General features: G+C 45.7%; 19 protein-coding genes. 6 read left to right on the plus strand and 13 right to left on the minus strand.

Going from position 1 to position 20,315, the window contains the following annotated elements; translation table 11 throughout:
• Positions 1-31: 31 nt before the first annotated feature.
• Both QMA13_RS23340 and QMA13_RS23345 read right to left on the minus strand, forming a co-directional pair.
• Complete coding sequence (locus tag QMA13_RS23340) at positions 32-919, minus strand: carbohydrate ABC transporter permease (RefSeq protein WP_282936138.1); 888 nt, start codon at positions 917-919, stop codon at positions 32-34.
• A gap of 24 nt (positions 920-943) precedes the next feature.
• Positions 944-1,915, minus strand: a complete 972-nt coding sequence (locus tag QMA13_RS23345; protein WP_282936139.1) for an ABC transporter permease — start codon at positions 1,913-1,915, stop codon at positions 944-946.
• Between the two features lie 296 nt (positions 1,916-2,211).
• Between QMA13_RS23345 and QMA13_RS23350 the strand changes: the two genes are divergently transcribed.
• Positions 2,212-3,306: a GntR family transcriptional regulator gene (locus QMA13_RS23350; RefSeq protein WP_282936140.1), complete on the plus strand. Its 1,095-nt coding sequence runs from the start codon at positions 2,212-2,214 to the stop codon at positions 3,304-3,306.
• A 76-nt stretch (positions 3,307-3,382) separates the two neighbouring features.
• Here the strand turns inward: QMA13_RS23350 and QMA13_RS23355 are convergent, their stop codons facing one another.
• The 11 genes from QMA13_RS23355 to QMA13_RS23405 all read right to left on the minus strand — a co-directional run bounded on the left by QMA13_RS23355 (position 3,383) and on the right by QMA13_RS23405 (position 15,936).
• Entirely contained in the window at positions 3,383-6,100 is a 2,718-nt protein-coding gene (locus QMA13_RS23355; protein WP_282936141.1) for an alpha-mannosidase, read from the minus strand.
• A 69-nt stretch (positions 6,101-6,169) separates the two neighbouring features.
• A complete protein-coding gene (locus tag QMA13_RS23360; protein ID WP_282936142.1) occupies positions 6,170-7,225 on the minus strand; it encodes a lactonase family protein in 1,056 nt (351 codons plus the stop codon).
• Entirely contained in the window at positions 7,225-8,550 is a 1,326-nt protein-coding gene (locus tag QMA13_RS23365; protein ID WP_282936143.1) for an ABC transporter substrate-binding protein, read from the minus strand. The genes QMA13_RS23360 and QMA13_RS23365 overlap by 1 nt, the downstream gene beginning before the upstream one ends.
• Before the next feature lie 351 nt (positions 8,551-8,901).
• Complete coding sequence (locus QMA13_RS23370; RefSeq protein WP_282936144.1) at positions 8,902-10,416, minus strand: stalk domain-containing protein; 1,515 nt, start codon at positions 10,414-10,416, stop codon at positions 8,902-8,904.
• Positions 10,417-10,516: 100 nt separating this feature from the next.
• The gene (locus QMA13_RS23375; RefSeq protein WP_282936145.1) at positions 10,517-11,749 is read right to left on the minus strand and encodes an MFS transporter; all 1,233 of its coding nucleotides are present in this window, start codon (positions 11,747-11,749) and stop codon (positions 10,517-10,519) included.
• 12 nt (positions 11,750-11,761) lie between these two features.
• On the minus strand, positions 11,762-12,046 hold the full coding sequence (locus tag QMA13_RS23380) for an HPr family phosphocarrier protein (RefSeq protein ID WP_282936146.1): 285 nt from the start codon (positions 12,044-12,046) through the stop codon (positions 11,762-11,764).
• A 309-nt stretch (positions 12,047-12,355) separates the two neighbouring features.
• Positions 12,356-13,147: an energy-coupling factor transporter transmembrane component T family protein gene (locus tag QMA13_RS23385; RefSeq protein WP_282936147.1), complete on the minus strand. Its 792-nt coding sequence runs from the start codon at positions 13,145-13,147 to the stop codon at positions 12,356-12,358.
• Positions 13,126-14,034 carry an energy-coupling factor ABC transporter ATP-binding protein gene (locus QMA13_RS23390; RefSeq protein WP_282936148.1) on the minus strand — a complete coding sequence of 303 codons (909 nt, stop codon included), beginning with the start codon at positions 14,032-14,034 and terminating at the stop codon, positions 13,126-13,128. Before QMA13_RS23390 ends, QMA13_RS23385 begins: the two co-directional genes overlap by 22 nt.
• Positions 14,031-14,843 (minus strand): ATP-binding cassette domain-containing protein, encoded by an 813-nt coding sequence (locus QMA13_RS23395; protein ID WP_282936149.1) that lies wholly within the window; start codon positions 14,841-14,843, stop codon positions 14,031-14,033. The genes QMA13_RS23390 and QMA13_RS23395 overlap by 4 nt, the downstream gene beginning before the upstream one ends.
• 18 nt (positions 14,844-14,861) lie before the next feature.
• Positions 14,862-15,356, minus strand: a complete 495-nt coding sequence (locus QMA13_RS23400; protein ID WP_282936150.1) for a CD3072 family TudS-related putative desulfidase — start codon at positions 15,354-15,356, stop codon at positions 14,862-14,864.
• On the minus strand, positions 15,343-15,936 hold the full coding sequence (locus QMA13_RS23405) for a CD3073 family putative ECF transporter S component (protein WP_282936151.1): 594 nt from the start codon (positions 15,934-15,936) through the stop codon (positions 15,343-15,345). The genes QMA13_RS23400 and QMA13_RS23405 overlap by 14 nt, the downstream gene beginning before the upstream one ends.
• A gap of 338 nt (positions 15,937-16,274) precedes the next feature.
• On the opposite strand from QMA13_RS23405, the gene QMA13_RS36435 reads away from it, so the two are divergent.
• The 5 genes from QMA13_RS36435 (at position 16,275) to QMA13_RS23425 (ending at position 20,281) form a co-directional block, all read left to right on the plus strand.
• Complete coding sequence (locus QMA13_RS36435; RefSeq protein WP_349254162.1) at positions 16,275-16,511, plus strand: transposase; 237 nt, start codon at positions 16,275-16,277, stop codon at positions 16,509-16,511.
• A gap of 15 nt (positions 16,512-16,526) precedes the next feature.
• Positions 16,527-17,408, plus strand: coding sequence for an IS3 family transposase (locus tag QMA13_RS23410; protein WP_349254163.1), 882 nt, complete (start codon positions 16,527-16,529; stop codon positions 17,406-17,408).
• 297 nt (positions 17,409-17,705) lie between these two features.
• Positions 17,706-18,521, plus strand: a complete 816-nt coding sequence (locus QMA13_RS23415) for a prolipoprotein diacylglyceryl transferase (protein ID WP_282936152.1) — start codon at positions 17,706-17,708, stop codon at positions 18,519-18,521.
• Complete coding sequence (locus tag QMA13_RS23420) at positions 18,505-19,935, plus strand: radical SAM protein (protein WP_282936153.1); 1,431 nt, start codon at positions 18,505-18,507, stop codon at positions 19,933-19,935. Before QMA13_RS23415 ends, QMA13_RS23420 begins: the two co-directional genes overlap by 17 nt.
• Positions 19,928-20,281: a hypothetical protein gene (locus tag QMA13_RS23425; protein WP_282936154.1), complete on the plus strand. Its 354-nt coding sequence runs from the start codon at positions 19,928-19,930 to the stop codon at positions 20,279-20,281. The genes QMA13_RS23420 and QMA13_RS23425 overlap by 8 nt, the downstream gene beginning before the upstream one ends.
• Positions 20,282-20,315: the final 34 nt, after the last annotated feature.

Raw genomic sequence — 20,315 nt, forward strand, 5'->3', positions numbered from 1 at the left:
TGATATATGTGGAATTCATAGATGCCTTCTGTCAACCCTTTACTGCGCCAATCATGATTCCTTTCACAAAATATTTTTGCAGGAATGGATATACCATCACGATTGGAATCGTAGTTACGAGCAGTATGGCTGCTTTGACGGATTCGGCTGTGTACCGCTGCCCTGACATATCGACAACTTCGCCCCCGCGAGAATTAGCCAGTGCCGCATCCTGCGCGTTGTTTAGCACATCTCTTAGCAAAATTTGAAGAACCTTGATCTTTCCATTAGAGATATAAATCATCGCATCAAACCACGCATTCCACTGACCCACCAGCGACCATAGTGTCACCGTTGCCATAATCGGCATGGAAAGTGGCAGTACAATGCGAAAGAAAATAGTATAGTCGTTGGCACCATCCATGTAGGCGCTTTCCTCTACCTCAATCGGTAACGAAGTAAAGAAGTTGCGGATGATGACGATGTTATATGCGCTGCAAAGTCCGGGTAATACCAATGCCCATATGGTATTTAGCATATGCAGCTCTTTAACCAGCAGATAGGTGGGGATCAGACCGCCGCCGAAAAACATCGTGAATACAATTAAGCTCATCCATACGTTTCTGCCTAGCAAATATCTTTTGGATAGCGGATAAGCAAGCATGGCGGATACAATGACTGTAAGGACAGTTCCCATGACCGTACGAAGTAGGGTCCAGGAATAGGCCTCTACGATAGAGCCTGAAGCAAAAATTTGCTTGAAGGAGTCCAGCGTCGGATTCTTGGTAAATAGGTGAATACCGACAGTGCTGGATTCACTTGGCGGACTTAAGGAAATGACAAGCTGCTGCACAAAAGGAAAGACGATGGTCAGGCATATAAATAACATCAATAAGATATTCATGAGATCGAAAATTCTTACTCCTGCGCTTTTTTTCATGAGTGTCTCCCTTATTTCGATATATTAAAAGATAGTATAATTGGAGATCTTGCCTACAATCCAATTGGCTCCCAGTACCAGAATAAGCGCAATTAAGCTTTTGGCTATTCCTACAGCTGTTGAGAAGCTGTACTGCATTTCCACCAGACCAATCCGATAAACAAACGTATCAATGATATCCGCTGTCGGCATAACCATGGAATTGTACAGGTTAAAGATCTGGTCAAATCCCCCATCGAGAATTCCTCCTAATCCAAGTACGAAAAGCATGGCTATGGTAGGCAATATGCATGGGATAGTGATGTACCAGCATTGTTTGAATCTCCCTGCCCCATCTATTTTGGCCGATTCGTACATGTCGGGATTAATACCGGCAATTGCTGCTAAATAGATGATGCTGCCGTAACCAATTTCTTTCCACACATTAGAAATCAAGAGAATTTGCAAGAAAGATTTTCCGTCACCCATTAGGATTCTGGGCTGCCAGCCGAAGGCTTCACACAAGAAGCCGTAGATACCATAGCTGGGAGATACGAGTTGAAAAATAAGCCCTGCAACAATAATCCATGAAAGGAAATGCGGTAAATAAGAAATGGTCTGAACAATACGCCGAAATTTATTGGAAACCAGCTCATTCAGCAGCAGGGCGAAGATAATCGGTGCAGGGAAGCCAATAACAATCTTTAATATACTGATCTTCAGCGTATTAGCTGTCACGGTCCAGAAATAGTTCATTTGGAACATTTGATGAAAATGTTTAAGCCCGATCCAAGGACTATCGAGTACTCCGACCTGGGGATTGTAATCCTTAAATGCAAGCAAGATCCCGTACATCGGAATATATTTGAATATTAGAAAGTAAAGCATGCCTGGAAGCAGCAATAGGAACAAAAACTTTTGTTTCTTTAACAAGGAAAACACGGTTTTTCTCTTACTTGCTGAAATATTAACTCTGAATTCTTCATGAGCTACGTTCACCATCATCACCTTTTCCATTTTTAAAAAGTAAGCGCTTTTTTATATTCTTCATTTTACCGATCTGCCTAAACGAAAGGAATGATATATCTTTACAAAACTTGATCTATTTTTACCAAAGTTGTATCTGGCCTACCTGTCAGCTGAACGAAGCGTCAGCCTTCTCCCTGTGAAGAAAACCCAGCACGGTCAGTGTTCGCTAAACAGCCCCATAGACTTTACTAAAATCATAAAAAGTTGTATATTTGTTATAAAAATCACAAGGGAGCAATAACTTTATGACGAATACCCCAAAAAGGGTTCCTATGTATATACAATTGAAAAATTACATCATTAATCAAATGAATTCGGGGGTATGGAAACCAGGAGATAAACTGCCTTCGGAAAATGAATTAGCCGAGCAATTCAATGTCAGCCGGATTACCGTAAAAAACGCCATGGCGGATATTGTGAAACAGGGCTTGATCAACCGAATCCAAGGAAGAGGTTCCTATATATCCGATGATGCATCGAATCAGCTGATATCCTATGAGCCTCAAGAAGTGGTTAATAGCCCTCTTGTTCTATTTCTTATGCCGAGGCTTGATAATCTATTTACTGCCAACTTAATGACAGGTATTGAAGAGGAATTGGCCGAACATGGTTATCACCTGGTATTCAAGCTTACCCACGATTCGCAGGAACTAGAGAATAAATTACTGAAGGAATTCACGCAGCTTGGGGTCCATGGTATTATTATTTATCCGGTGGATGGAGAAACATTCAATGATCAAATATTGAAGTTGACTCTAGATCGTTTTCCCCTTGTCATCGTCGACCGGTATCTTCGCGGGCTTGATGCTAACTTTATAAGTTCAGACAACTTTAAAGGTGCCTATGAAGCTACAAAGCATTTAACGAATATCGGACATACTAAGATTAGCTTTATAAGTACAGCCGTTTCCGGTACCACTAGTATTGAAGATCGGTTGCATGGTTATGAGAAGGCACTGAGCGATTCTGGCCTTTTCATCGACTATCGGTTGAGACTCACTCTAAGCAGCGGATTGCCCGTTGTCGAACAAATCAAAAGCTATTTGAGTGAGAATCCGGATGTTCAAGCCGTCGTGACAACGAATTCCGCTATCGGTCTGATTGCAATGAAAGCGGCCCGGTCGCTGAATCTCCAGATTCCTGGAGATCTGTCTATTGTCTGCTTCGATGACTATGACCATTCCGAGCATACAGAAGTTCCATTAACTTATATAAATCAAAATGAGAAGAATATGGGCAGAGAAGCTGCAAAACTTCTTGTTTCCCTCATTCAGGATCCCAATCAGGATCGCCGTAACATCATTCTACCGAACGAGCTTGTTGTTCGAAGTTCAACAGCGAGTTCAACCGTTTCGAATGAAGCCGGTGCTAAAGCTTAAAATGGCAAAATAAAGCCCGTAAAATAGCAGCTGATATAGCCCAGCTGAGACATTTTACGGGCAGCTTTTTATAAATTTATAAACCAGGCTTTCCTAGGATGGTCACGATCTCCGCTGGACGAATCGGGACTACACCTCCAACACCAATCTCATCACCCTCTTCTTCGAGTACGTTACTTCTGTAAATTGCTTCATAAGATCCGTGTACATGCTCAATATGCAATTGTGTCGGTTGATCAGTCATATTGAACCATCGAATAACGAAGTCTTCAGTAGATCCGTTCATCTTAACCGCAGAGAGCGCGAGCCCGTTGCCCGTCCAGCCGATAAATTGATGCTCCGCCGGAAGAGTTCCGGATTGCAATGGAGTTTGTACCGCTGTCCAAGGAATCTGCGCTTGGTAAGCTGCAGCAAACGACTGTAAGGCATCATTGTTATCTCCGTGTGGAATGAGCACGTATTCCAACTCATGATCCCCTAAGCACTGCGCCTCCGGAGTCTGGAAAACTCCCCAGTCACCCAGCTCCTGAACCGCTCTTAGTAAGGTGATGGCTATCGTCCCTCTGTCGTCACGCAGTACCTCATATTCATTTAGACCCAAATTGCAAATGGTTAGTCCGTAATGGTCGTTTCGTACATTGACAAAAGCCTGCTGATGCTGACAGTTGCTCGGATTTGTCCATTCGGATGCGGGTACCGTATCTCTGGCCACAACCTCAAATATGGAGTCGGCGTAATGAACGGCCGAGTGAATATCGGTTGGGAATAGTACTCGGATACGGTGATCCTTAGCATCGTTTCTCAGACTCGTTTTGACTTTAAGGTGCGGGACACCTTGTTCCAGTGTGAGACGAGTCGTTACCGTTAATGGAACGGTTTGTTTGCTTCTCTGCGCTTTACGTTCAAGAAAAGGAACGAATTCTTGGATTTCTTGCTCCAATGTTGCGTCGCCGCTAGCAGGAATTTCCCAATGATGAACGATGGCTATCACCGTATGGAATGATGTTTGTTCCTCTATATAGATTTCAGCAGGTAATCCACGGGTTGTAAGCGGAATATCTCCTTCCGGCGCCTTAAATATATACTCATTTCCAATGTCACCCGTATTTTCATAAGCACCGAGGCCGGAAAAAGTCTTGGTGGTTCTTTTATCCGTTATCTCATAGGTTCCATCATCGGCGATGAGTACCGATAAGAATTCGTTCTCCATCTTATATGGATTGGCTTTATTCTGAGAGTTGGGCGAATTTACAGTTTGCGATAAATCTGTGCATAAGGCAAAAGTTTTATAACCCAATGCCGGTATATTTTGTGCCAGGAATTGAACACGGACGGAACGAGCCATGTAAGGCTGGCGAAACTTATCTTCAGGCAGCTCATAGCCAAAGGTCACCCCAAGATCCTCCACCTTGGTATCGATGGAATCCCCGTTTCTATCTTTTACAACATAACCTTCTAGTGATAACTCCTTTAGCTCCTCGACGATCTTCTTACGATTCCTATTCGCGAGCGGGAGTCTCTTGACTTCCAAATCAATGTTGACTACACCAGTACGCTTCCATCCTGATGTATTGAATATGGTAAATGGAATCGCAGATTGATCATATGCCGTTTTGGTATCGATCATAGAAGTGATGGCTTTCAAACTATTGGCTGTAATTTGCTCAGCAACTTGATAGCTTTTATCAAACCGGGTCATCATCTCGCGGTGTACCTCATCGACGCTGCAACCGCAAATGCTATCATGCGGATGATTTTGCATCAGTGTTTTCCACGCATAAGTGAACAAATGCTTAGGGTACGTATGCCCCGTCAGCTTGGCGAATGTAGCTATCGGTTCTGCGACTTTCTCTAAATAGGTTTGGATTTTCTGATTCGCCTGCTTCATATACACCCGAGCAGAAGCAGTATTGACTAATGTCCACCAACCGTTCGTTCGCTGACTTCGTAACTCCCCGCGTATGGTCGAAAGATTCTCAGGCAGCTTGCCCTTCAACTGGGCTACATATTCGTTAAAGTTGGAATGAATAAACTCAACGTCCGGGTACAAGCTTCTCGCTGTACGAAGCGCATCCGACAAATTCGTTTGCACAGGTTGATGATCGCAGCCGTTCATGAACAACAGGTGAGGAGTAGAGGCATACTTCTCCGCATCGCGGATTTTCCTCTCCCAATAAACCAGTGCTTCGTTCGGATCTGTCGGAACTTCCATTCCATTGTGATACCAGTTGGCGAACAAGATCCCGAGTACAGTTGAGCCATCCGGGGATTGCCAATTCATCTCCGAAAAGGCCGATTCATACTCTCCCCTCGCCTCGTTATTAAAACCGACCGGTTTTACTCCTCTACCGAAAACAGCTGTGTCCATACCGGCTTGAAGCAAAATTTGCGGCGCCTGCCCCATATTGCCAAACGAATCGGGGAAATACCCCAGCTTACAAATGCTGCCGTACTCACTTGCGTCTTGATGACCGATTAATAAGTTCCGAATATTCGCCTCACTGCTCGTTAAGAATTCATCCTGTAGAATGTACCACGGACCGATGAGAAGCTTCCCCTCTTGAACCATGCGTACAATAATCTCTTTTTTCTCAGGTCTAATTTGTAAGTAATCATCCAAAACAATGGTTTGTCCATCGAGATGGAAACTTTCAAACTCGGGGTCCTTCTCAAATAAATCGATTAACGTATCCATCATTTCAACCAATCTTACCCGATGCTTTTCAAAGGGCAAATACCATTCCCGATCCCAGTGCGAATGGGATATAACGTGTGCATACTTTTGTGATACCACTTGCTCCACTCCTTTTATCTATAGGGTATTCTACGTAAAATTTCTGGCGTCCAACGAATGATTCTGCTTTTAGTTCTGATAAAATTTCAAGCAAACCGGTTTGGATAGACGGATTGCATGACCCGTAGATTGCGGAATTCCTCTATCATTCAATTTCATAGTGACAACCAAGACCGAATCTTGATTTGCCGCTAATAAAAAGGTATTGCTCGGATCAAGCGCAAAATTCCTCGGTGTTTTGCCTCCACTTGAAGCTATTGTGACCTGCTCAAGCCTTCCGTCATGTAACACTTGAAACACAGCGATGCTGTCGTGCCCACGGTTGGATCCGTATAAATATTGTCCATTCAGGCTGATATGGATATCCGCGCATGTACTCTCTCCCTTAAAATTGACCGGTTGTGTGGTCACGGTTTGTAAATACGTTAGCGATCCTGTATGGCGCTCATAACGGTAAGCAGCTATCGTGGAGTTCAGTTCATTGATGATATAAACCATCGGCAGGCTCGGATGGAATGCCACATGCCTAGGACCTGCGCCTGATTCAGCAGCGACTACGGACTCCAACTGCAGCTTTCCATTGACTTTGTCGTGATTGTAAAGGTATAGCTGGTCAGTTCCTAAATCCGGTACTAGCCAACAATCCGTGCCAGGGATATTCACAATGGAGTGGGGATGGGGCCCCTCTTGTCGGCCAGGATGAATGCTGCTTCCCGCATGCTGAATCTGATCAGAGAGCGGGAGTATTGCCCCATCTTCATCAATAGGAAACAAACAGACACTACCGCCCATGTAGTTGACACTATACAGCCAGGTTCCTTCCGCATCCAAACTGAGATGACATGGGTACCCGCCTCCCGTCGGCTGACGGTTTATTTCAACGAGATCATTTCGAACCGGATCAAATTGGTAGGCTACCACAAAGCCGTTATCCGCCGTTTCACTAACTGCATACAGTCTGTTTGTCCCTGAATGGAATGCTAAAAACGAAGGATTCGCTATTCCGGCAATACCGCTGAGGCGAACTAATTCTCCGGATTCCGGATCAAAAGATAAGACATGAATACCTTCTTGATCAGCTGAAGAATAGGTCCCAATAAACAATATATTTATATGCTCCGACATTACTTCTTTTTATTGGCTAACTCTTGTTCAATCGCCTTATCTGCTTCCTCTTGCGTTTCCCTGAGCAGGGTATTTACATCCTTAGTTCCGTTTACGAACGTCTCAGCCGCTGCGTTGATTTTACCTGCAACGATAACGTGATACGGGTTGGGCGGAGCCATTTTCGCCGATTTGACTTTCAACGCCCCTTGAATGTTCTTCCCTTTCGCCACTTCTACATCGGCAAGAAAATCTTTTTTGATCGACTCGTCATTCAAAACGGTCAAACGGCTTTTCTTATTCAAAATGGTTTGAACTTCCGGGGAAGCAAAGAGCTGAATCGCCTGAAAGGCTTCTTCTTTATTCTTGGATGATTTGGAAACGACCATCATTTGGGCGCCGTGGTCAATGGTGACTCCAGGGTTATCCTTATAGGAAGGAGCTCCAACAAGGTCGAAATTGAGCTGCCCTCCGGCCTGTTGAATGAAGCCTACCGTATCAGGAATCCAGTTCAGATACATGGCGGTTTGCTGCGTTTTAGTGAAGCTGTCCCAACCAGGTGGCTTTTGTCCATTTTGGATCATTCCGGGAATTTGATAAAAAGCTTGGACCTGCTCCATAATCGATTTAATCTGATCATTGTTAAGGGCCGCCTTATTGGTCTTCGGGTCGACAAAAGACAAAGATCTCACTCTGGCATAAAACTCGGGATTGGTGGGAAGACTTCCGCGGTATTGGACCCCGTCCTCAAAATAGGTCATTTTCTTGGCAAGCTCCAAATACTCATCGAACGTTAGGCCTTCCTTAGGGTAGGGAACACCCCGCTTATCAAAAAGATCCTTATTATAAAATAGCGCCATTTGATTTAGAGCAAAAGGAATCCCGTAAATCTCCCCCTTAGGACCTAAATCCTTTATCCAATCGATATTTGGACTTGAGAATTTACTTAAATCCATATTGTATTTCTTTACGAATTCACTTACATCATACGGAATATCCAATTCCTTAAGGACAGAAAATCTTGAATTGGCCGAATAAATAATGTCGGGAGTCTGACCTGCGGTAACCAGTTTGGTAATATCATCCCGTACAATCTTCAAAGTGATATGAGGATACTTGCTCTTTAAAGGCTGGATAAGTACCTGGTTAAATTCTTCGTCGGTCATGTTTAAGAAATACGGTGCCAATGTTAGCTCAACAGGAACAGGATCCTTTTGTTTGGGGTTGGACGACTCGGTCTCCGAAGTCGTTTGGCCGCTGCAGCCTGCCAGCAAACCGGATAACAAAGAACCGATCACCATAAATGAATGCGCTTTCCTAAAAGAGCATTTGTATAATTTGAACATTGAAATTAGTCCCTCCTTGGTATGTATCTGAACTTCTCATTGAAACATCGAAGTGATGATCCGGTGATTTGGATATCGAGTTTCAATGTGACGACCAAGCCCCACCTGCCCTATTCTAACGTTGCCATAAACGTTCGATGAATCCCTCCTTTTTTGCCCAAATGGATTTCTTGATTGATCAGATTATAACATTCAAATGTATCCTTGTAAATATGTTGTATATTCATTTATAACATTTGTATTTTTTATTGTTTTCCCAGTATACGATTTTTCTACTTCTATTGCCTATGTTTCTTTTGAAATGTGAAAAAGCCTGCCACCCAGGCAGGCCTGTTACCGATATATTTTTCTCTATGCAGTAGAGGACTCTATAGACTCATAATCATCAAGTCCTGATGCCATCAACCAATGTCCATTTGCATATTGCAATTTGATAACCAGTGTACCGTACGGGTCGTCAAGCACTGTAGTATCTAACGTTATTTCTACAATATTATTTTTTTGACTTTTTATCTTGGCGGTATCCATTAAAAATTGTGTCGCCCATCCGTGTCCTGAATTATTCGTGTTTACATAAAGCTGCCCTTCATAATCCTTATAAAGAGGAAGAGATATACTATCTTCCGTTTCCAGATAACGACTATAAAATAGCTGTTGAGCGGTATCTTTTGTAAATACATCCTCTATTGCTTTTTTTATATCTGCCACTGATTTTAAGTTATCGGTGCCAACTTCCGGTTTTCCGTTCACCCCTGTTACAAGAACAAACTGTTCTTCACCCGGAATCGTTTTCGTCGCATCGGTTTTGGTAAATCCAGACCAAGGGCCGTTAAATAATCCTGCAGTGATAGCTACCGCCTTTGGCAAAAGCTGATTGAGAATATCCTTTGCTTCCTTGTCAGTAAGACTTACATTTGCATGAAAACTAGTCTTAATCGTATTTACGTAGTGCAGCATGGAAGTATATTCTGCTGTTAATTTCTCATTGTGCGGATCATATTGTACATCACCCGGAGTACTGATTGTGAACACTTTGTCTCCACGTTCTCCTATTTTCGATATATGACCGACCTCCATAGCGGTTTGACCCTTTTGACTCCAATCCTCTTTGGACCATATGCCGATCGAAAAAACAACTCCCCCGTATTCTTTATTGGCTATGTCAATAAAAGAAATGCTTTCGAATTTGGAAGCTTCATCTGTGGCTTCCACGGCATCATATTTTCCTTCCCAGCTCTTGGGAAGATTGAGGGTGAAGTTGTTTTTTTTATTTTCATAAATGATGCTTGGAGCGGCACTAACGTTATGGCCATTTATATGGCCAACATGGAGGTTAACCGTCGAAAACGCTCTAAAATCCCCTAAGCCCTCAGAGACAAAGGTTTGAGCGTCTACCCCGAAATCATTTCCGTTTATTTCAACCTCACCAATTTTTTCACTGTTATCATTGTAAAAAGCAAGGGTCGCTTCGACGGTATTTTTCGTACTCCCTACACCTTCGATTTTCAATTGACCAGTAACTTTGGTGCTGCTGCCGTCTTTAGTTAAGATTAAATTGCCAACATAGATCTCGTTATAATCCGGATCCGATAAGTCAAGTTTTCGATTTTTGATATAAATCTTTTGCTGCTCCTGATCATAGTCGATCGTTGCACCCAAATGCTCGGCTACGAATCGAACGGGTACGTATGCATGACCATCAACATTAAGTACTTTATAATCTTCATTCAAGGAAATGTTACTTTCATTTATTTCAAAGCGAGCAGGAAATAATAACGCCTGAATAGAATCTGATGCGAATGCTATGGATGAACAGGCAATGACTATACCGAAGCATAAGCCCAATACAAATGGTTTTGGTTTCATAAACGCACCTCTTTTGGGGTTTATACCCTTAGACGCCATTATGATGAATTAGTTTCAAAAATATGTAAATCTATTTCCTCAGTAGTGCTGCCGCCTTGAATTATCCGGATGCTGTCCGGTCGGTTGGTTCAGAACCAAACGTTCTTGTCGTATATGCGGCTGCCAGCAGCGCGGCTCCGGTCAGCAGGAACACGAACGGGATGCTGATCCATCCGCCGACAAATCCGCCAAGCAAGGGCCCAACCACGATGCCGAACTGGTTGGCGGACTGGCTTAAGCTGACCGCCCTGCCGCGGAAATCACGGTCTGCATACCGGATAATGAGCGCGTTCAAAGCCGGATAAACGGCAGCAAAGAATAGCCCGTAACCGAAACGCAAAAGGCCGAAGCCAAGCAAATGAGTGACTCCAAGCTGCAGCAGATTGCCGATCCCCCCTCCGAGCAAGCCGATCAGCAGTGTTTTGTGATAACCAATTCGTCCGCCGATCTTTCCCCAGCGGGGTCCCATGATGACCGTAGCGACTCCGACCGCAGAGAATACGATGCCCGAGCTGAGCGAGGCATTATCCGTACTACCGCCGATCTGCACAACATAGAGCGTGATCAGCGGTTCCAAAACCATGACGGATGTCGATACCAGAAAAATAAGCCCGTAAATCCGCATCAAATTGGAGTTCTGCCCTGCTTGCTTCAAGTCGTCTATCATAGAAGGCCGCGGACCTTCCGGCCTCTTATGATTCTCTACAACCCCTGCCAGAACGATAATGGCAGAAAGAAATGTGATCAAGGCCGAAGCTATGAAGCATTCCCTCAATCCGAGCCAATGGATGAATAATCCTCCCGCCAGCGGCCCGAGAATCCCTCCTGCTGCCGTCGCTGTCGATATGACACCGAGCGCGTAACCGACATGCTTCTCCGGCGTGTTTGTGCCAACCAGCGCGACCGATGCAGGGCTGAAGCCAGCCATAAGCCCTTGGAATATGCGGACCACGATGAATGTATACGGGTCATAAACGAAGTAGTTAGCGAGATGAGCCGCGCCTAGTCCAATACCCGAGCGAACAAGCATTAATTTCCTGCCGTATTTATCAGCAAGCGATCCCCAGAACGGAGCACATAAACCGCTGATGAAGAAGCTGATTGAGATCGAAACTCCAGACCAGGCCTCGACGCCCTTCCCGATCCCTAGTTCATTATGCAGAAAGAGTGGGAAAAAGGGCACCGATAGCGTGTAAGCCATATGGTTGAGAAATAAACCGACCCATAATACGTAAAGATTTCGTCTCCAATTAAGCTCCATGCGGCCCTCCGCTTTCATTTGCTTGATCGGCAAAACATGACTTTCCTACGACTTTGTACCAACCGAGAACGTACTGCCGGCATATAAGATGGACTCAAGGATTGTAGTTGCTTCATTAGCATCCGTACCTTCTATGATTAATTGGATTTCCTCGGTTCTTGGGAATTGGGAGAAGAACAATACCATACCTAGGACTCCCTTGGAATTAAATAAATAACCGTCTGATGCAAACGAGACTTGGCTTTGAAATTGATTGGCTGCACTGGCAAACTTAAGGATCTGTCTCAATGAAAATCCGTTAGGAAACTTATAACTTCGTAAAATCGTCATATCTGGTCCCTCCCTATGAGATTAAAAAATAAAAAAGAGATTCAAACCTATAGAATAGGCGAATCTCCAGTAGTCTGGTCGGTTATTTGATAATTCCAATTGGAATACTATGTAATAAACAAATTATAACCTACTACCCTTTTCAAGTCAATGGCATCTGACGTTATGTTCGGTACTTCCTCTTCATGCAACAAGGCACTACGGCAGACTGCCTTTCCTTTATAGCGCCAGGCATAAACTCATCGCCTTCTCAAAAAGAAAAAAGCTGCTTCTCAAGCAGCGATATACCTGATTAAGAAGCAGCCTTGCTTATAGCCAAACCATTAATACCAGTAGCAAGATCGACGACGTCAGCACCGCGTAGTCCTGGAATGCAAAACGATAGAGGCGGATCGGGGTCCGCCCTTCGTCTCCTGTGTAGCAGCGGGATTCCATGGCTGTCGCCAAATCTTTGGCTCTTACGATGGCCAGAACGAACAGAGGTACAAGCATCGGCAGAACTCCGCGAAACCGGGTCAGTACCCCTTTGCGATGAAACCCGCCTCCTCGCGCGGTCTGGGCTTTGCGAATTTTATCGAATTCCTCCAACAGCAGCGGAAGAAACCTTAGCGCTATGGAGAACATCATGACGGCTTCGTGAACGGGTACCTTCCACTTTTTCAATCCGCTTAACAAGAGCTCCAGCCCTTCCGCCAAGATGATGGGCGAGGTAGTTCTGACGACGAGCGACAAGACAATCACAATGCCGAGGATCTGCTCGCACATCAATATGCCCTTGATGGCCCCTTCGTAGGAAAACTGCAAAGGGCCCCATTGAATCATCCTCTCCCCAGACACCGAAAGCAGCATAGCTTGGTACACCATCGTCGAGGCAAAAAACAACAGCAGGGAAAGCGCCGTTACTGCCAACACCCGCCATGATAATTTGGCAACTCCCCATAAGACAATCAACAGGACGATCATGAAGCTCTTCATACCCAAATTATGGGATGCAAGCAGCCCTATTACGAACAGGACGGCAGCCACGATCTTCATTCGCGGATCCCATTGTTCGAGCCAGGAGTTCTTCTTTTGATAAATCAAATAGCTCGCTGCGGCCATGATATCCCCTCGCTGTCCGATTTCAATTTGCGTTGAAAAAGCTCCAGGAGCACTGGTGCAACTTCACTGACATCCCAAGGACAAGGAATCTCAATTCCGTGAGTGTCCAACACCAGCTGGGCCAGCGCCAGAGCGGTCGGCTGCTCCCAGCCCATCGTATCCAATACGGCCTTGTCGGATAACAGCACATCAGGCGTTCCTTCAGCTATGAAGCTGCCATCCTTCAATATTAGCATACGGGAGGCGTGCTCCAGCATCTCCTCCAGCTGATGGCTGACCCACAGAATCGTTGTTCCATGCTCCGCATTCAGCTTATGGAGCATCTCGAAGAGCGCGGTTCTCGATGGATAGTCAAGGCCGGCGGTCGGTTCATCGAGAATGATGAGCTCCGGCTCCAGCACGATTACGCCCGCAATGGCTACACGCCGTTTCTCTCCTCCGCTAAGCTCGAATGGACTACGCTCCGCAAAGGTATGATAATCAAGACCTACTGCGTTCATAGCCTGCTTGACCTTCCCGTCTTTTTGCTCCGGCGTAAGCCCGCTGTGACGCAGACCGAACGCCACATCTTCCGCTACGGTGACGGAAAACAGCTGATGTTCGGGATATTGAAAAATAAAGCCGACCCGGTCAAAAAGCTCTGCCCGCTTGGCCGCATATGGATCGATTCCGTCTATCCGCACACTGCCAAAGCTAGGCTTAAGAAAGCCCTTCAGCAGCTGCATAAAAGTAGATTTGCCCGAACCGGATTTCCCGGCAACCGCCAGCATTTCTCCACTCTGAATCGTTACGTTAACATGATCCAGTACAAGGGGAAGCTCCGTAACCTTCGTGTTTCTGCGTCGCTTCTTATAGGAGAAAGAAACTTCTGCCAGCTCGATATTCACAACCATCTCCTCCATTCTTCCAGGCTAGGAGAAGCCGAGATTGGAATGCTCGCCTTGCGCAAAGACAATGCAAGGCTCCTCTCGAAGGGAAGCTCCAGACCGCACGCCTCCAGCAGCTCGCCCTCCTGCAGCAGTTGTTCGGGTTTGCCTGTTGCCCGGACACGCCCTTTTTCAAACAATACCAGCCTGTCGGCGTCTACTACTTCCTCCAAATGATGCGTAATGTAAATGACCGCAAACGGATGCGCGCGGCGAGCTGAATGCAGAATGTCGACGAACTGTCTTCTGGCGATAGGATCGAGCATGGAGGTCGATTCATCGAGAATCAAGTAACGCGGAGAGAGCGCCAGAACGGACGCCAATGCTAGTTTCTGCTTTTCGCCTCCCGACAAGTGCGCTACGAGCCGGTCCTCATCCACAGGCAAATTCACGAGCTGAAGCGCCCATTCCATGCGTGCCTGGATATCTTGCTGCGGCCAGCCGATATTGGATAACCCAAACGCGATATCCTCCCCAACCGTAACTCCGACCTGTTGATTTTCCGGATTCTGAAATACAATTTGCACGGCACGGCGAATGGCGGAGATCCCTACTGGATCGGTCGTACTTATGCCGTCAACCGTAATGTCTCCCTTCGTCGGCCACTCGATCCCGTTCAGCAGCTTCGATAAAGAAGATTTGCCGGAGCCGTTAGGCCCCAGCAATGCAATGAATTCGTTCGGAGCGATATCGAGATCGATGTCCCGCAGAGCCCATTCATTCGACTCCGCCCCGAAGTAAGAAAACGAAACGTCTCGAATCGATATCATCGGTTTTCTCGCTCCCCTCTACCCGTTCGATACGGCACTGGTTGAACCGAATACGCTTTTCGCATCATGTGGATCAAAGGTGCCGTCTTCCGTGTTCGGAATTTGCCAGAAGAAATCGATATGAACGCCTTCTTCTGAAGCGAGGGCCAGCAGGTCCTGCATAAATACGCCTTTGCCCGGATCGCATGAAGGGCTGCCTGATATGCCAAGCCCTCCGACGATCTCGTAGCCGTGATCCTGATACACCTTCAACTGCTCGATGACTGGAGCCAGGATGCGCCGATTATGAGCATGGAACTCAGGTGTGTCATATTCCTCCACCGTCATTGGCGGACGTTCCGGCCCAAGGAAGGTAAACTCAGGGCATGGCAGCTGTACGATCCCATACCCTTGTTCATCGGACCATTCTACAGCCGCCTTCATGATTCCCGGACTTCTGGCTTCATGTGACACGACGGCATTTTGATTCAACACGCAATGGGACGCTACGATGATTTTTTTACTTCGCTTCATGAGATACCCCTCGCTTCGGCAAAGAACGTCCGGAACGGCCGAGCAGCGATTGCGGAATTCCTTTTATAATGTAATAAACGAGAATAGCGGACAAAATTTTATCAATCAAATTATCGAACAACCTCGGCAGGAAGGCCGCGGTGAACACACTCGACCCCGTTTGCTTCAGCCACAAGACTGCAATATCCTGCGCTCCACCGGTCAATCCCCCGAAGACGCCGATCGCAATGACACTCCCTACAGCCGGGCACACAATACCCAGAATAATACCGGCAATCACTGAGGAAGAGAGGGTAAAGCCCCGCTTCACGGAAATCCAGCCGACAACCAGACCGACAATCGCGTTCACGACGGCAAATGGAATTGATGTATAAGATTTCGTTACACCGAGCACCAGGTTAGTGAGAATGCCCACCATCATCCCCCATAACGGACCAAACAAAGCTGACATAAATATGGTTCCTACTGTATCCAGAAACAAAAACGGAATTTTCAAGCTGCCAACAACGGTACCGGCAATCACATTGATCGCGACCGCCAGAGCACCTAACGTAATAATGACTGTTTTTTGGTTTCTCATGCCAAACTACCTCCGAGGATTCAAGAATAAAAACATGCCTTTCTTAACAGAAAGATCGCGCTTTATAAGCGAATCCGAATTCCCCCTTTGTACATAAACGAGGCAACATATTGGCGCCTTACGAATGTTCCCTACCGACGAATATAATTCCTAGTAAAGTTATAGTATAACTTGTAAATAATTTAATGAGTTTTTGCCTATTAGTCAATAGCCTTTCCACGAAATCGGACATTTTGTCAAGAAGAAAAAAAGAACGTCCTCTCTTCGCTGCAATGAGGAATTATAATGCTCCCATAGTCTGAGACACAGGAGAGCGAAAAATAAGTTATACTAAAACCATGGAAAAACGAAATCGATACACCCCAGAGTTTAAAACGAAAGTTGTGCTGGAGGTACTGCGGGAAGAGCAGACCGTGAACGAAATAGCCGGTAAGTATGAAATTAGCCCTGTGATGATCAGTCGTTGGAAAAGCGAGTTTCTGGGAAAAGCAGCTACAGTGTTTGAGAAAGGACCGAGCGAAGCAGAAAAATTAAAAAAGAATACGAGAACAAACAGGAACATCTGGAAAAGCTAGTCGGTCAACTTACGGTTGAAATCGATTGGCTCAAAAAAAAATCTGGATTTAAATAAGCCGTTAAGAGAGCGTCAAGGTATGGTGGAACGTGATCATCCAACCATCAGTATCATGAGGCAAGCTGAACTACTGACGGTAAATCGTACGAGCGTGTATCGCCCTTTTGTGGACAAAAGCCCGACTGAAGAAAATGTACAGATCATGCATCGAATCGATGCGCTCCCTTTTTTCGGCTACCGACGAATGACGAAGGCGCTTCAGGATCAGGGCTTATGGGTAAATCGGAAGCGTGTGAGGCGTCTTATGCGATTGATGAGACTGGAGGCTATCTATCCGAAGCCAAACTTGAGTAAGCGTCTGCATGCTACCTACTGTCGTCCTTACCTGCTACGAGGTCTCGTTATTGATCGTCCTAACCAGGTATGGGGGATTGACATCACATATATTCGGATGGGCAAGGGTTTCATGTACCTCTTCAACATCATCGATTGGTACAGCCGCAAGGTCATCGATTATGAGCTCTCCAATACGCTGGAGAAGGGTTTTGTTTTCACCTGCCTAAAAAGGGCCTTCAAGCGCTGCAAACCCCAGGTTCTAAACAGCGATCAGGGCTCTCATTTTACCAACGCATCCTATCTGGAACTGCTGGAGAAAGAGGGCATTCAGATCTCAATGGACGGTAAAGGACGAGCTACGGACAATAGTCGCACAGAGCGATATTTTAGAGCTTTAAAGTACGAATGCATCTTTCTACATGAGTTTGAAACTCCACGAGCGCTACGAGAAGGCATTGATCGTTATGTCCAATTTTACAATAACGAACGCCCCCATCAAGCCCTTGATTATGCGAAACCTGAGCGCATCTATACCGATTGTTTGATTGCTAAGGCTTCATAAAAGTTTAAAATTCAACCCATTTCAAGCAGAGGAGGAATTAACTTATTTCCTTTCCAAAAGTGTCTTGACAATGGGGGGCATTACAAATCGCCACAGAACAACCTAAGTACCTCTTCATTTAAGAGAGAAATATGGATTTCACTCCAATTAGGGATAAATTCGTTCAGTCCGCTCTTTTTTTCCTACATTACAAGGATTATCTAATAGATTAAGAGAATGTATAGGAATCAACTATCCAAAATATAGTTAATTTGGGACCTCATCTCAATAAAATACGATATAAGATTGGAGGGTACCATGACTTTCCCCATTTGGATCAACCTTGGATTTATACAGCTTCATCCCCATATGGTTTTTGAAGCATTGGCTTATTTTATTGGCTTTCGAGTGTACCTATATACTCGCAGCAAGAGCAAAATTCCGGCTGAACAGGGCATATGGGTGATTGTAGGAGCGATCTTAGGCGCTGCTATCGGCTCTAAAGTGCTATATTGGCTGGAAGATCCTCTGAAAACTTTAGAAAACTGGAACAGTTATACTTACTTAATGGAAGGAAAAACGATTGTCGGAGGGCTGCTAGGCGGGTTGATTGGTGTGGAGTGGGTCAAGAAGCGCGTCGGTATTACTCGCTCAACTGGAGATGATATGGCACTGCCGATAATATTGGGTATGGCGATTGGACGTATCGGCTGTTTTATGACAGGGCTTGATGACCATACCTATGGCACTCCTACTTCTTGGATTACAGGCGTCGATTTTGGTGATGGCATTCCCCGTCATCCTACTCAGCTCTATGAAGTCGTTTTCTTATTGCTGCTTGGCGGCTCTCTGCTTATTTGGAAATACAAGAATAGAGTGCGAACGCCGCAATCATCATTCACCTCCAGGACTATACCTGACGGAGCTCTGTTTCAACTGTTCATGACAGGATATTTGTTGTTTCGCTTGTTCATCGATTTCATCAAGCCGACGCTCCACCCTTTTGTCGGGTTAAACAATATTCAGTTATCTTGTCTCGCGGGCTTGATCTATTACATCACTTTAATGAGTAAATGGATTGGCAAATCACATAGCATACCTAAGGAGGAATATCGTAATGTCAACCAAGAATAGACCTTATATTTTCTATGAGCTTACGAACAGCATTTGCTCCCAGTGCCTGCGAAAGGTGGAAGCTAAGGTTATCATTGAGGATGATCAAGTGTTCCTGCTCAAGTATTGCGGGAAGCACGGCCGCGAGAAAGTCTTAATCGCCAATGATGCAGCCTATTACAAGAAATGCCGCGAGTTTCTAAAGCCCGCAGAAATGCCCCAACATTGGAACACACCGATCCGCTACGGCTGTCCTTATGATTGCGGGCTATGCCCGGACCATGAGCAGCACAGCTGCCTGACCTTGATCGAGGTCACAGATCGATGTAATCTCCAGTGCCCCATCTGCTATGCGGAGTCTTCACCTCAGCGGGAAACGTGGCGATCTCTAGAGCAGATAGAGAAGATGCTTGATGCGATCGTCCGAAACGAGGGTGAACCGGATATTGTGCAAATTAGCGGCGGAGAGCCAACCATCCATCCCCAATTTTTTGACATACTCGACCTCGCCAAAAGCAAGCCGATCAAGCACATTATGGTTAACACCAACGGCATCAAAATCGCCCATGACCGGGAATTTGCAAAAAAATTAGCAGGCTATATGCCTGGATTTGAAATATACTTACAGTTCGACAGCTTTCAGGAAGAAGCATTACGGGAGCTGCGAGGTGCGGATTTACGGGACATACGAAGGCGGGCCTTGGAGCATTTGAATGAATTCAACATCTCAACCACCTTAGTCGTTACTCTGAAAAAAGGGTTGAACGATCATGAGATCGGAGACATCATTCAGTTCGGTCTGAAGCAGCCCGCAGTGCGCGGGGTTACATTCCAGCCTATTCAAGCTGCAGGACGTTTGGAGGAATACGATCCGGCTAAGGATCGCTTGACGCTAAGCGAGGTAAGGCAGCGTATTATCGAGCAATCCGGTGTTTTCCGTGCTGAGGATGTAATCCCTGTTCCGTGCCATCCGGACTGTCTGGCGATGGGTTATGCTCTTAAGCTCGGAGATGAAGTGCTGCCGCTTACGGGTCTTATGGACCCGCAGATTTTATTAGAAGGCGGCCGCAACACCATCGTATTCGAACAGGATCAAACGCTCAAGTCGAAAATTTTCGAGCTATTCTCGACAGCCCATTCACCAATCTCTTCAGCGCTTTCGCTTAAAAGCCTATTGTGCTGTTTGCCAATGGTCGCCGTTCCAGAGAATATCAGTTACGATAACGTATTCCGCGTCATTATCATGCAGTTTTTGGACCCCTACAATTTTGATGTGCGATCCGTCAAAAAATCTTGTGTCCATATCGTGCATCCCGATGGAAGAATCATCCCGTTTGACACATATAATATGTTCTATCGGGGAGAACAGGAGCGGAAGCTGGCTGAGCTCCGCGCTGAATTTGACTTACAGGCAGGAGGTGTAGCCCATGAGTGAGGACGGCAACAAGGAACGGAATAATCATCCACCTGAAGAAGACGCAGGAACCAGCACGCAGCATCCCAACGAACAGAGTCCTCCTCCCGAGCAGCCACGGCAGAGCCACACCTTGCAAGTGCTGAAGGGCATTGGATTGCTGCTGCTGCTTCATCTATTACTATTTCTTGTACCGGTTGCATTTTTCTTTATAAGTATCGCTCAGCTTGTATACTTAATTCCGGCATTAATTCTTTTACGTAAAAATAAAGGCATCTTTCAAGGCTTGCTGATCGGCGCAGGAATTACTTTTCTGCTTAATGCCGCCTGCTTCGGTCTTCTACTTGGCGGCAATTTTAGATTATAGCGAAGCGGTGGCAGGTTTCTTGCCTTGATTGGTT

Source organism: Paenibacillus sp. RC67, assembly GCF_030020805.1.
In the GTDB taxonomy this organism is placed as follows: domain Bacteria; phylum Bacillota; class Bacilli; order Paenibacillales; family NBRC-103111; genus Paenibacillus_S.